12 protein-coding genes are annotated in these 11,940 nt (G+C 66.1%); 6 read left to right on the top strand and 6 right to left on the bottom strand.

Features of this window, described 5'->3' with window-relative positions:
• The first annotated feature begins 36 nt into the window (after positions 1-36).
• Positions 37-1,017, top strand: coding sequence for a GlxA family transcriptional regulator (locus QU595_RS02755; protein WP_315918981.1), 981 nt, complete (start codon positions 37-39; stop codon positions 1,015-1,017).
• 9 nt (positions 1,018-1,026) lie between these two features.
• Here the strand turns inward: QU595_RS02755 and QU595_RS02750 are convergent, their stop codons facing one another.
• The 3 genes from QU595_RS02750 to xylB all read right to left on the bottom strand — a co-directional run bounded on the left by QU595_RS02750 (position 1,027) and on the right by xylB (position 3,681).
• Positions 1,027-1,785, bottom strand: coding sequence for a TIGR01458 family HAD-type hydrolase (locus QU595_RS02750; protein WP_315918979.1), 759 nt, complete (start codon positions 1,783-1,785; stop codon positions 1,027-1,029).
• A 69-nt stretch (positions 1,786-1,854) separates the two neighbouring features.
• Positions 1,855-2,064: a hypothetical protein gene (locus QU595_RS02745; RefSeq protein ID WP_315918977.1), complete on the bottom strand. Its 210-nt coding sequence runs from the start codon at positions 2,062-2,064 to the stop codon at positions 1,855-1,857.
• A 165-nt stretch (positions 2,065-2,229) separates the two neighbouring features.
• Positions 2,230-3,681: a xylulokinase gene (xylB, locus tag QU595_RS02740; RefSeq protein ID WP_315918975.1), complete on the bottom strand. Its 1,452-nt coding sequence runs from the start codon at positions 3,679-3,681 to the stop codon at positions 2,230-2,232.
• 209 nt (positions 3,682-3,890) lie between these two features.
• Between xylB and QU595_RS02735 the strand changes: the two genes are divergently transcribed.
• The gene (locus QU595_RS02735) at positions 3,891-4,241 is read left to right on the top strand and encodes a hypothetical protein (protein ID WP_315918974.1); all 351 of its coding nucleotides are present in this window, start codon (positions 3,891-3,893) and stop codon (positions 4,239-4,241) included.
• A gap of 12 nt (positions 4,242-4,253) precedes the next feature.
• Here the strand turns inward: QU595_RS02735 and QU595_RS02730 are convergent, their stop codons facing one another.
• A complete protein-coding gene (locus tag QU595_RS02730) occupies positions 4,254-4,877 on the bottom strand; it encodes a LysE family translocator (protein WP_315918973.1) in 624 nt (207 codons plus the stop codon).
• A gap of 182 nt (positions 4,878-5,059) precedes the next feature.
• Between QU595_RS02730 and QU595_RS02725 the strand changes: the two genes are divergently transcribed.
• From QU595_RS02725 to QU595_RS02715, 3 genes are all read left to right on the top strand, one after another.
• Complete coding sequence (locus QU595_RS02725; protein ID WP_315918971.1) at positions 5,060-5,818, top strand: L,D-transpeptidase; 759 nt, start codon at positions 5,060-5,062, stop codon at positions 5,816-5,818.
• Positions 5,819-5,904: 86 nt separating this feature from the next.
• Positions 5,905-7,071: a diphosphate--fructose-6-phosphate 1-phosphotransferase gene (locus tag QU595_RS02720; RefSeq protein WP_315918970.1), complete on the top strand. Its 1,167-nt coding sequence runs from the start codon at positions 5,905-5,907 to the stop codon at positions 7,069-7,071.
• On the top strand, positions 7,068-7,793 hold the full coding sequence (locus QU595_RS02715) for an MBL fold metallo-hydrolase (protein ID WP_315918969.1): 726 nt from the start codon (positions 7,068-7,070) through the stop codon (positions 7,791-7,793). The genes QU595_RS02720 and QU595_RS02715 overlap by 4 nt, the downstream gene beginning before the upstream one ends.
• 41 nt (positions 7,794-7,834) lie before the next feature.
• On the opposite strand, the gene QU595_RS02710 is transcribed toward QU595_RS02715, so the two are convergent.
• Positions 7,835-9,283, bottom strand: a complete 1,449-nt coding sequence (locus QU595_RS02710; RefSeq protein ID WP_315918967.1) for an aldehyde dehydrogenase family protein — start codon at positions 9,281-9,283, stop codon at positions 7,835-7,837.
• A gap of 430 nt (positions 9,284-9,713) precedes the next feature.
• Between QU595_RS02710 and QU595_RS02705 the strand changes: the two genes are divergently transcribed.
• Positions 9,714-9,932 carry a DUF680 domain-containing protein gene (locus tag QU595_RS02705; protein ID WP_315918965.1) on the top strand — a complete coding sequence of 73 codons (219 nt, stop codon included), beginning with the start codon at positions 9,714-9,716 and terminating at the stop codon, positions 9,930-9,932.
• A gap of 162 nt (positions 9,933-10,094) precedes the next feature.
• Here QU595_RS02705 and QU595_RS02700 read toward each other — a convergent pair whose 3' ends face one another.
• A complete protein-coding gene (locus tag QU595_RS02700; RefSeq protein WP_315918963.1) occupies positions 10,095-11,756 on the bottom strand; it encodes an alpha glucosidase in 1,662 nt (553 codons plus the stop codon).
• Positions 11,757-11,940: the final 184 nt, after the last annotated feature.

The following is an 11,940-nucleotide window of genomic DNA, read 5'->3' as shown; positions in this document are numbered from 1 at the left end:
CTTGCGGCGTCGTGCTTTGCGATTTACGAATACGGTATGGCAAAAAGCGAAACCCGAACAATCTTTCGCGCGGAACACACGCCGCTCAAGGTCACGTTCCTGGTTTTCTCCGGCTCGTCCATCATGTGCGTGGCCTCCGCGGTCGATCCGCTGCGCGCCGCCAACCGCATCGCCGGCGAAACTCTGTTCGACTTCAAGCTGGTCTCCGTCACCGGCGAGCCGGCTCTCACCACCTGCGGCCTGCCGGTGGCGGTGAGCGGGCGCTTCGATCCGGCGGAAACGACCGACGTGCTGGTGGTCGTAGCCGGGTTCGGCACGCAGAACTATGCCACCACGGCGCTGCTTGCCGGATTGCGGCGGGCGGCGCGGGCAACCCGCGCCTGCGGCGGCGTGGAGGCCGGCACATGGCTCGTCGCCCGCGCCGGCCTGCTGGAAGGCCGGGCGGCCACCACCCACTGGGAGGACATGGAGGATTTTTCCGCCGCCTTTCCGGGCGTGGACGTGCGGCCGGACCGCTACGTCATCGACGGGCCGGTGTTCACGTGCGGCGGAGCGGCGCCGACATTCGACCTGATGCTGCATCTGGTCCGCTCGCGGCTCGGCATGGCCGTGGCGCTCGATGTGGCGAGCGTCTTCATCTACGACCAGTCGCGCGCCGCGACCGACGCGCAGCCGCTGGTTTCGCTCGGCCGGCTCGACGGCTACGACGCACGGCTCGCGCAGGCGGTCAGGCTGATGGAAGCGCATATCGACCAGCCGCTGACCGTGGCCGCGATCGCGCGGCGCGCCGGCGTCACCCCGCGCACGCTGGAAAACATCTTCCGGCGTTCCATCGGCGAAACGCCCGGCACCTATTATCTCAGGCTCCGGCTCGGCGCGGCGCGGCGGCTGGTCGCCGACACCGCCGTACCGATGGCCGACATCGCCGGACGGACGGGCTTTTCGTCCGCCGCGGCGTTTTCGAGGGCCTTTTCCAGGGCATTCGGCGAGGCGCCGTCGCAGTTCAGGCAGAAGTGAGCGGCGACGTCAGCCCCGTCTGGACAGGAGCCAATCGGCCGCCGCCGCAAGATCATCGACCACGGCCGTCGGCGCCGGCTCGAAGCGCGTTTCGTCGCCCGGCCGGTATTTGCCGGTCCGCACGAGCAGAGCCGCGCCCAAGCCTGCTTTGAGCGCGCCCGCGACGTCGCTTTCCGCGTCGTCGCCGACCATCGCCACCTCATGCGGTCCGCACCCCATGTCCTCGAGTGCCGCGTTGAAGAATGCCGGGGCGGGCTTGCCGATGACCGTCGCCTTGACGCCGCTGGCGAACTCAAGCGCCGCGACGAAGGCGCCGGCATCCATGCTGGGCAGTCCGTCGCGGTCCTTGAACATGCGATTGACGGCGAGCGCGACGAGTTCGGCGCCGTCCATCAATTGCCGGAACGCGGCGTTGAGCACGGCATAGTCGAAGGCCTCGCCGGCATCGCCAACCACCACCGCCGGCTTGCCGTCGAACTCCATGCCCTCGAAATCCGGCCTGAGATTCGGATGCACCACCAGGAAAGGCGAGCGCCCGGCCTGTCTCAGCCAGGCGATCGCAGCCGCGGCCGGCGTGACCAGTTCGTGGTCGGCGACCGCGATGCCGAAACCGGCAAGCTGTTTGACCAATGCCGGTCTCGGCGAACGGGTGGTGTTGCTGACGAAACGGACCGCCAGGCCGGCAGCCCGCAGGCGGCCGATCGCGTCCGCCGACCCCGGTATCAGGGTGTCGCCGTCATAGATCACACCGGCAAGGTCCAGCAGCACGCCACGCAGCATCCGGCAAGCATGGCGGACGCCTCATTGTCCGTCAAACTGGTCTGAGGGATTTATGGTTCAGGCAGCGGGGCGGCGTTCGTCGTCGCTTCCGATCAGGGCGCGCATCTGCCTTGCCAGATGGGCCTCGAAACGGCCGGCCACGGCGCGGTCCCATTCGGTGGTCTGTCGGTCATTCGCCGCGGGGCGCGGCAGCGCCATCAACCGGTCGATGATCGATCCGGTCTCGTCGCGAGACAGAAGGGCGTCGATTTCGCGTTCGCTGTTCATGTCGTTCGCCTCCTTTCCGGTTCGTTGCGGAGCCACAGATATACGAAGTCTGTGACGGCATCTTGAAGGCAAGCTCGGGGTGATTGAGTGGCAATTTGGGCAGGCCGACCACAATGGTAAACGGCTAGCCCACTGGCACACGGATTGCCTGCAGCTGCAGAAGGCCTACATGGTGCCGCGAACCGCCGGATAAAGCGCGCGATAATGCGCATAGGCCGCAAAATACGCGTCCGCCAAGGCCGCGTTCGGCTCGATGGTAGCCTCGGTCGCGGGCGCGATACAGACCGCCAGCGGGTCGGCGCCCGTGGCGGCGATCAGGCCGAGACGGGCCGCGCCGAAAGCCGCGCCGAAGTCGCCGTCTTCCGGCACGTCGACGGGAATGCCGAGCGCGGTGGCGATGGCCTCCAGCCAATAGCGGGACCGCGAACCGCCGCCGATGGCCGTCACGCGCGAGAGCGTGGTGCCGGCCGTTTTCAGGGCCTCGAGACTGTCGCGGAAGGCGAAGGCGACGCCTTCCAGCACCGCCTGCGTCAGCGCGGCGCGGTCCGTTTCGTGGGCCAGCCCGGCGAAGACGCCGCGAATGGCAGAATCATTGTGTGGCGTGCGCTCGCCGGAAAGATAGGGCAGGAAGGTCACGCCGGCCGGGGCCTTCAGCGAGTTTCCCAATTCGCCCGTCAGGGCCGCCGCATCCTTGCCGGTGATGCCGGAAAGCCAGTTCAGCGAATCCGTGGCCGACAGAATGACGCCCATCTGGTGCCATGTCTTCGGCAGAGCATGGCAGAAGGTGTGCACCGCACTTGCCGGATTGGGCAGATAGGCGCGATTTGCCGCGAACAGCACACCCGACGTGCCCAGCGAAACGAAGGCGTGGCCCTCGCCCACCGTGCCCATGCCGCAGGCCGAAGCCGCATTGTCGCCGGCGCCGCCCGCCACCGGGATGCCCGCCCTGACGCCCCAGCGGGCCGCAAGCTCCGGGCGCAGGCCGCCGGCCTTTTCGGTGCCTTCCACCAGCGAGGGCATATGCTTCTCGTCCAGGTCGGTCGCGGCCAGCAGGTCCGGCGCCCAGCGGCGCGCGCCCACATCCAGCCAGGAGGTGCCGGCCGAATCCGACATTTCCGAAATATGTTCGCCGGTCAGCCAGAGCCTGAGATAGTCCTTCGGCAGCAGCACCCTGGCCACCTTGGCGAAAACCGCCGGCTCGTTGTTCTTCACCCAGACCAGTTTCGGCGCGGTGAAGCCGGGAAACACGATATTGCCGGTGAGCTTGCGAAAGCGCGGATCGGCGTCAAGCGCGGCGGCCTCCGCATGGCTGCGCGTGTCGTTCCACAGGATGCAGGGCCGCAGCACGTTGTCGGCGTCGTCGAGCAGGGTCGCGCCATGCATCTGGCCGGACAGGCCGATGCCGGCGACAGCGGCGAATTCCTTCGCGTGCTTCGCCCGCAACTCGCCGATCGCCGCCTCGCAAGCCTTGATCCAGTCGGCCGGCTCCTGCTCGGACCAGCCCGGATGCGGCCTCGAGACTTCCAGCGATCCATGGCCGGACCCGACCACGCGCTGGTCGCCGTCGATCAGCAGCGCCTTGACGCCGGATGTGCCGAGATCGAGACCCAGATACATGAAAATCCTCCCGGCGATCCAGCCAGTTCCCGCTCTTCCGCTTTCTGTCATAGCAAAAACAGGCGGCGCGCGAAGCAGGACGGCGTCTTTTTTTCGATGCTCAAAAAATTTGTGGATCCGGCAGGCGGCCGGCGAGCGAAACCCGCGTCCCGCTAACCGGCTGTAAACTCGGGAGACTTGACAATCGTAGCGGGCGCAGGGAGGCGATAATGCAGCAAGGGGACCCCGACGAGCGGGTCGAGACGATCTTCCGCAACGGCACGCTGACGGTCGTCGGTGTCGTGCTGGCGTTTTCGCTCGGTTTCGTCTCGCATTGGGCCGGCAACCCGGTGCCGTGGCAGTTGTATGACGGGTTCGCGCTGGTGCCGATCCTCGCCGGCATCGGCCTGCAGATCAAAGCCCTTGCCGCCCTGCTCGACCACGATTGCCTGAAGCGGCCGGTGTTCGAACGGGCCAACCGCATCTTCATGCGCGGCCTGCTGCTGACCAGCGGCGGCGTGGCTCTGGCGGTGACCCTCGACTATCTCGAAGTGTCGAAGGTCGCCAAGCTGCTCAACTGAGCCGCCTTTCCTTCAGTTCGCCGAGCGCATGGCAAGCGTGGCGATGCCTGCGCCGACGAGCAGCGTGCCGCCGGTGCGGTTGACGGCACGGATCGCTTTCGGGTTGCGCATGAGGTTGCGCGCCCGCGAGGCGACGATCGCATAGGCGAGGGCATTGGCGAAGGCAAGCGTAAGGAATGTGGCCTCGAAGACCAGCATCTGGGTCAGGAAATCCGCATGCCGGTCCAGGAACTGCGGCAGGAAGGCGACGAAGAAGGTGATGCTTTTCGGGTTCAGCGCCGTGACCAGCCAGGCATGCGCCGTCATCCTGATTGCCGGGGCCGCGTCGGCGCGCGGTTCCGCCTTCAGCGTGCCGCCGGCCCGGAACAGCTTGACGCCGAGCCAGATCAGGTAACCGGTGCCGATGATCTTCAGCAGGGTAAATATGGTGGCCGAGGCGGCGAGCAGCGCGCCGATGCCCAGCATCGACAGGGTCATGGCGGTGAAGTCGCCGAGCGCGACGCCAAGAGCCATCGGCAGGGCCGTGCGCCACCCCTGCCCCAGCGCATAGGAAACGACCAGCAGGATCGTCGGACCCGGAATGACCAGCAGGATGGCGGAAGCGGCGGTGAACGCGGCCCAGCTTTCGAACGACATCGGCATCTCTCCGAACGTAAGGAGCAGGATAAATCCCCGTCATTTGCGGACTGTAAAGAGGCAAATGCCGGCCCGGCCTTCCAAAGGCCGGCGGTCGTTCCGTTCACGCTTTGTCAACCATGATCGCGGAAAATGTTCTGTAACCTGGAATTATCTTTCAGTCGGCGACGGGATACGAGTGCATGCGTGAGACGTTGCGGATACCGGCATCCGAAACAGCGGACGAGGAGCGATCCGAGACGCTTTCGCGCCGCGGCGTGCTGACCGGCCTCGGCGCGGCCATGCTGTTCGGCGCAGCCGGCTGCTCGCGCACGATCGAGATGCCCGATCTCGGCCTCGACGATATCACGACCGGCTCCATCCGGCCGGTTCGCCCTTCCATCAGCGTGGACAAGAACATCACCACGCCGGACGTGATGTATGCTTCGCTCACCGACGGCGCCTTTGCGGTGCCGGCCGTGCCCTATCTCAAGATCAAGCCGGAATTCCGTCGCCAGATCGTGGTCGACCCGACCGGCGAGGCGCCCGGAACCATCGTGATCCGGCTGGAGGAGCGCAAGCTCTATCTCGTCCAGGAGGGCGGCGACGCGATCCGCTACGGTGTCGGCATCGGCAAGGACGGCTTCCGCTGGTCGGGCCGGGCCAATGTGCAATATGGCCGCGAATGGCCGACATGGACGCCGCCGCCGGAGATGATCCAGCGCAAGCCCGAACTGGTGAAATGGAAAGGCGGCCAGCCCGGCGGGCTTGAGAACCCGCTCGGCGCGCGCGCCCTCTATCTCTACCAGAACGGACGCGATACGGGCTACCGCATCCACGGTTCGCCGGAATGGTGGAGCATCGGCGGCGCGGTCTCGTCAGGCTGCGTGCGGCTGATCAACCAGGACATCATCGACCTCTACAACCGGGTTTCGAAGAAGAATCCGGTCCTCGTCGCCTGAGGCTGCTTCGAACCGGTTGAAAGCCGTTGCGTGACGTGCCGAGACGCGCGATTGTTGGCGGCAATTCCGTCCTGGGGAGACCGTCCATGTCCGGCACCTTCGTGATCGCGCAAGGGGGCGGCCCGACCGCCGTCATCAACCAGACCATGGTTGGCGCCGTGCTTGAAATCCGCAAGCGCCACCCCGGCGCGCGGGTGCTGGGCTCGCGCTACGGCGTGCGCGGCATACGCGACGGCGACTATGTCGATCTCAGCGACGTCGATGAAAAGCGCTTGCGCCTGGTCGGCCATACGCCCGGCGCCGCGCTCGGTTCCACAAGGGACAAGCCGGACGCCGCCTATTGCGAGGCCGTGTTGAAGGGCCTGCAGAACGCCGGCGCAGACGCCTTCATCTATATCGGCGGCAACGACACCGCCGGCACGCAGGAGATCCTGGCGCAGGCATCGGCCGGCAAGATCACCTTCGTGCACGCGCCGAAGACCATCGACAACGACCTCGTCGAGAACGACCATACGCCGGGCTTCATCTCGGCGGCCGAGTTCGTGGCCGGCGCCTTCATGTCGGTGGACCTCGATTTCCGCGCGCTGCCCGGCATCTATGTCGGCATCGTCATGGGCCGCCATGCCGGCTTCCTCACCGCTGCCTCGGCGGCCTGGCGCTTCGACACCGACAGCGGGCCGCACCTCGTCTACGTTCCCGAACGGCCCTTCGTGGTCGAGAATTTCATAGACGACGTGAAGGCGAGCCTCGCGCGGCATCGGCGCTGCGTGGTGGCGGTTTCGGAGGGCGTTTCCACTGCCGACGGAAGATCGCTGGTCGAGAGCCTCGTGCCGCCGGGGAAACTGGAGCGCGACCAGCACGGCAATGTCAAACTATCGGGCAGCGACCTTACCGCGGCTCTGGAGCAGGCACTGGCCGACGGGCTGCCGGGCAAGCGGGCGCGCGTCGATGCGCTGGGCTACATGCCGCGCGGCTATATCGGCGCCATCAGCGATATCGACAGGCAGGAGGCGTTCGACGCCGGCGCCTTCGCGGCCGCGGTGATCGATCAGGGCGGCGGCTCGGTCGCGGTGCAGTTCGACGGCGCAAGAACGGTGCTGAAGAAGGTGCCGCTCGCCAGCGTGGCCGGCAAGACCCGCCACATGCCCGCCGATTTCCTCAAGCCGGACGTCAACGAACTGGCCGACCCCGGCCTCGCCTATCTGAAGCGATTGGTTCCGGCGAAATACCAGATCGGCAAGCCCTTCGTATGAGGACCGACTGGTTCAGCCGCCGCGTCGTCGAGCCCGGACTGACGATGCTGACCGAGCCTTACGTGCACGGCTATATGCGCGCCAATATCTGGCATCTCGCCGGCCGCGACGCCGACCTGCTGGTCGATACCGGCATGGGCATCTGCCCGCTGGCGCCCGAAATCGACATCCCGGCGGGCAAGCCCCTGATCGCGGTCGCCACCCATATCCATCTCGACCATGTCGGCTCGCTGCATGAATTCGAGCTGCGCGCCGGACCGGCGCAAAGCGCGGCGGCTTTCGCCATCATGCCGGACACGGCGACCTATGCCGACATGTTCCGGGACATGGACGACGCAGTCTCCATCCTGCCCCTGCCCGGCTGGAAAGCCGCCGATTACCGCATCGCTCCCGCGCCATTGACGCGCGAGCTTTCAGAAGGCGACGTCATCGACCTCGGCGACCGACAGTTCAAAGTGCTGGCCCTGCCCGGCCATTCGCCGGATTCCATCGCGCTGCTGGACGAGAAGGACGGAGCGTTCTTCAGCGGCGACGCCATCTATGACGACACGCTGATCGACGATCTTCCCGATTCCGACCGCCCGGCCTATCGCCGCACCATGGAGCGCCTGCTGGAGGTGCCGATCCGCATGGGCCATGGCGGGCATGGCCCGAGCTTCGACGACGAGCGCATGCGCGCGATCGCGGCGGGCTATCTGCGCAAGACCGAAGCAGCGGGTTAGCGCCGCCCCATCCTGCCGGACAGGGCGGCGCCGACGCCTTGTCAGTTCGAGGCTTCGTCCCAGCCGCTGATCGCCTTGACCTCGAGAAAATCCTCAAGGCCCCACTTGCCGCCCTCGCGGCCGAGGCCGGAAGCCTTGTAGCCGCCGAAAGGGCTGCCATAGGGGCGGTCGGCGCCGTTGATCTGCACCATGCCGGCACGGATGCGGCGCGCGACGCGCTGGGCCTTGGCCTTGTCCTGCGTCTGGACGTAGCCGGAAAGACCGTAGGGCGTGTCGTTGGCGATGGCGACGGCATCGTCCTCGTTGTCGAAGGGGATCATGGCCAGCACCGGGCCAAAAATCTCCTCGCGGGCGATGGTCATGTCGTTGTTCACATCGGCGAAGACGGTCGGCCGCACATAATAGCCGCGGTTGAAGCCTTCCGGCCTTCCCAGCCCGCCCGCGACGACGCGCGCGCCTTCCTTGATGCCGGCCTCGATCAGGCCCTGCACCTTGTTGAACTGCACTTCGGAGACGAGCGGGCCGATATGGTCGCCGTCCTCGGCGGGATTGCCGACCTTCACGGTGGCGGCATAGTCGGCGGCCAGGCTGACCGCACGGTCATAGACCGGCCGTTCCACCAGCATGCGGGTGGGCGCGTTGCAGGACTGGCCGGTGTTCTCGAAGCAATGCGCCAGACCGCGGGCGATGGCGTCCGGCAGGTCGGAATCGGCGAAGACGATGTTCGGCGACTTGCCGCCCAGTTCCAGCGCCACTTTCTTGATGGTTTCCGCCGCCGCCTTGGACACGGCGATACCGGCGCGCGTGGACCCGGTGAAGGACATCATGTCGATACCGGGATGACGCGACAGCGCCTCGCCGACGGTTGGGCCGTCGCCGTTGACCATGTTGAACACTCCGGCCGGAAAACCCGCTTCCTCCATCATTTCGGCGAAGACGATGGACGACACTGGCGCCACTTCCGACGGCTTCAGCACCACCGTGCAGCCTGCGGCGATGGCCGGCACCACCTTCAGCGTCACCTGGTTCATCGGCCAGTTCCAGGGCGTGATCAGGCCGCACACGCCGATCGGCTCATGAACGATGCGCTCCTGCGGGTTGCGCTCGTCAAGCGCGTGCTCGAAGGTGAAGTCCCGCAGCGTGCGGATGAAGGACTTGATGTGGCCGGCGCCGCAGGCGGCCTGCGATTCGAATGCCAGCTTGATGGGGGCGCCCATCTCGTCGGAAATGGCCTTGGCCATATCGCCCATGCGTTTTTCATAGGCGGCCAGCAGCCGCTCCAGCGCGGCCAGGCGTTCCTCGCGGCTGGTACGGCTCCAACCGTCGAAGGCGCGCCGCGCCGCCGCCACCGCCTTGTCGACATCAGCGGCGGACCCCAGCGAGATCACCGCGAAGGGCTGCTCGTCGGCCGGATTGATGACTTCCAGCTCCTTCGGCGTGACCGGTGCGACCCATTTCCCGTCGATGAAGAAATCCGTCTTGCGCAGCATGGCATCCTCCTTCTGCGGCCGGCGCGCCACGAAAGGCATCGGCCGACCATTGAACCGCCCGCTTTGTAGCGCCCCCCCGCTTGGAAGCTCAAGCCTCAAGCCGCCGCGTCCGTGGGGCCAGCGCCGGCGACAAGGCCGTCATTTGTGAAACATCCGTTGACGGTGCGTGCATGACGGTGTGAACGCCGGCTAAGTATCCTTTTTGATACTACGCCAGGTTGCCGTCACGTAACCCGCTGTAAATCATGCGAGATTCACTTCAGGAGAGATCGCGGGCCCGTTTCAAGCCGTGGAATCTTGGTCCAGACGGAACAATTTCGTGATTGGAAGTTGGCCGGCAACGCGCCCAGATCAGCGCTGTCCGAACGACGCATATCCTCCCAGGACGCCGCTAGACGGACATGACATTTTGGAATTTCGGAGTACGAAAATGAAAAAGATCGCTCTTACTGCCGCCCTCGTTCTCGCCGCCGCCGGCGGTGCCTTCGCCGGAAGCGACCATTACGGCTCGCAGAACGCCTACCCGCAGGCCACTTCCTCGGTCGACAGCACCTACACGTCCTCGGTCGATCGGCAGGCGGTGAAGGTCCAGCAGGACAACGGCCAGACCCGTGCGACCAACGACATCCAGCCGCAGTTCCGTCACTGATCGAAACCGCGCAGTCAACCAAAGCGGCAGGCTTGCCCGCCGCTTTCGTTTTCCGGCAGCTGCCTTGAAAAGCCCCGCCTAGGCCGGTCTTCCGGCCGCTACGTGGCTCACCGCCGCTCCCTGCATCGATGCCGAAGGCAATCGACGCAGGGTCTCCTCACCTCAGGCGATGCGGCCGAACCACGCTCCATAGCCATCGAGCCGCAAGGGCGTCGCGCCCGGTTGGTCGGAAAAGCCGTGCCCCGCCAGCGGTTGCAGGTCGCCTGCGCCGAGATCCAGTCGAGCCGGCCTGCTGCCGAGATTGAAGGCGCAGACGATGCGCTCGTTGCCTTCGCGGCGCGAAAACGCCACCACATCCCCCTCGCTGGCGATGAATTCGATATCGCCCTTGCAGAGCGCCGGATGACCGCGGCGGAAGGCGAGGAAGCGGCGATAATGTTCCAGCAGCGAGGTCTCATCGCCCTGCTGGGCATCGACGGCCCTGGCTAGATGCTCGCGCGGCACCGGCAGCCACGGCCTGGCTTCGGAAAAGCTTCCGTTCCTTCCGCTTTTGTCCCACACCATCGGCGTGCGGCAGCCGTCGCGGCCCTTGAATTCCGGCCAGAAGCGGATGCCGTAGGGATCGCGCAGGTCCTCGAAGGCGAGGTTCGCCTCCGTCAGACCCAGTTCCTCGCCCTGATAGAGGCAGACCGAGCCGCGCAGCGACATCAAAAGCGCTGAAACCACCTTGAGATAAGCGGTCGGATCGGGTTCGCCGGCTGCCCAGCGCGTGGCATGGCGCACCACGTCGTGGTTGGAGAAGGCCCAGCACGACCAGCCGTCGCCGGCCACCCGGCCGAACTCCTCCAGCACCGCCCGCACCCGCGGCGCGCTGATCTTTTCCGGCGCCAGGAAATCGAAAGCGTAGCACATCTGCACGCGCTTGCCGTCTTCCGTATAGGCCGCCACCACTTCCAGTCCGCGCTGGGAATCGCCCACCTCGCCGACCGCCGCGGCACCCGGATACTCGTCCAGCAGCGCGCGGAACCGTTCCAGGAAGCCCAGATTCTCCGGGCGGCTCTTGTCGTAAAGATGGTCCTGATAATTGTAGGGATTCACCGCCGGCGCGGTCTGGTCGTTGCGCTGTTCGGGCGGCAAGGGCGGATTGTCCTCCAGCCCCTGGCTGTGGAAATAGAAATTGATGGTGTCAAGGCGGAAGCCATCAACGCCGCGCTCCAGCCAGAAGCGGGTGATTTCGAGCAGCGCATCCTGCACCTCGCCATTGTGGAAGTTAAGGTCCGGCTGCTCGGACAGGAAATTGTGCAGGTAATATTGCTGGCGGCGGGTGCCCCATTGCCAGGCCGAGCCGCCGAAGATCGACAGCCAGTTGTTGGGCGGCGTGCCGTCGGGCCTGGCGTCGGCCCAGACGTACCAGTCGGCTTTAGCGTTGTTGCGGCTCGACCGGCTCTCGACGAACCAGGGATGCTCGTCGGCGGTATGCGAGAGCACCAGGTCGATCATCACCTTGAGGCTCAGCCTGTGCGCCTCGGCCACCAGCGCGTCGAAATCGGCGAGCGTGCCGAACATCGGATCGACGTCGCGATAGTCGCTCACGTCATAGCCGAAATCGCGCATGGGCGACTTGAAGAAGGGCGAGATCCAGATTGCGTCCACCCCGAGCGCGGCGATATAGCCAAGTCGGCGCGCGATGCCCTTGAGGTCGCCGACGCCGTCGCCGTTGGAATCCTGGTAGCTGCGCGGATAGATCTGGTAGATCACCGCGCCGCGCCACCAGTCGCGATCGACGGCCGGCGCCGCGGTTTCGATTTTTCCTGCCGCCTGCATGAAGCATCAGCCTCCTTTTTTCCGGACCTGCCGGCAGGCCACCCACGAGCAGCGCGCCAGGTCTGACGTCGGCACGATCCGGTTCGCCCCCGTGCCGGGAAAACCCTCGCCGCCAGAAGATCGTTCCGCGCCGGGAACCGGAAGGTAGCGAAGGAGGCCGGAACCGGAAAGGGCAGCGTGACCC

Origin of the sequence: Mesorhizobium sp. SP-1A, assembly GCF_032460275.1 — a bacterium.
Lineage (GTDB): Bacteria > Pseudomonadota > Alphaproteobacteria > Rhizobiales > Rhizobiaceae > Mesorhizobium.
The sequence above is the reverse complement of the archived record's forward strand: the minus strand, read 5'-3'. Positions and strand labels throughout refer to the sequence as shown.

What these genes read in the sequence shown, in the direction of transcription:
- QU595_RS02755 (WP_315918981.1), top strand. Translation starts at nt 37, where the DNA reads ATGGCAAAAAGCGAAACCCGAACAATCTTTCGCGCGGAACACACGCCG.
- QU595_RS02745 (WP_315918977.1), bottom strand. Translation starts at nt 2,064, where the DNA reads ATGAACAGCGAACGCGAAATCGACGCCCTTCTGTCTCGCGACGAGACC.
- xylB (WP_315918975.1), bottom strand. Translation starts at nt 3,681, where the DNA reads ATGTATCTGGGTCTCGATCTCGGCACATCCGGCGTCAAGGCGCTGCTG.
- QU595_RS02735 (WP_315918974.1), top strand. Translation starts at nt 3,891, where the DNA reads ATGCAGCAAGGGGACCCCGACGAGCGGGTCGAGACGATCTTCCGCAAC.
- QU595_RS02730 (WP_315918973.1), bottom strand. Translation starts at nt 4,877, where the DNA reads ATGTCGTTCGAAAGCTGGGCCGCGTTCACCGCCGCTTCCGCCATCCTG.
- QU595_RS02725 (WP_315918971.1), top strand. Translation starts at nt 5,060, where the DNA reads ATGCGTGAGACGTTGCGGATACCGGCATCCGAAACAGCGGACGAGGAG.
- QU595_RS02720 (WP_315918970.1), top strand. Translation starts at nt 5,905, where the DNA reads ATGTCCGGCACCTTCGTGATCGCGCAAGGGGGCGGCCCGACCGCCGTC.
- QU595_RS02715 (WP_315918969.1), top strand. Translation starts at nt 7,068, where the DNA reads ATGAGGACCGACTGGTTCAGCCGCCGCGTCGTCGAGCCCGGACTGACG.
- QU595_RS02710 (WP_315918967.1), bottom strand. Translation starts at nt 9,283, where the DNA reads ATGCTGCGCAAGACGGATTTCTTCATCGACGGGAAATGGGTCGCACCG.
- QU595_RS02705 (WP_315918965.1), top strand. Translation starts at nt 9,714, where the DNA reads ATGAAAAAGATCGCTCTTACTGCCGCCCTCGTTCTCGCCGCCGCCGGC.
- QU595_RS02700 (WP_315918963.1), bottom strand. Translation starts at nt 11,756, where the DNA reads ATGCAGGCGGCAGGAAAAATCGAAACCGCGGCGCCGGCCGTCGATCGC.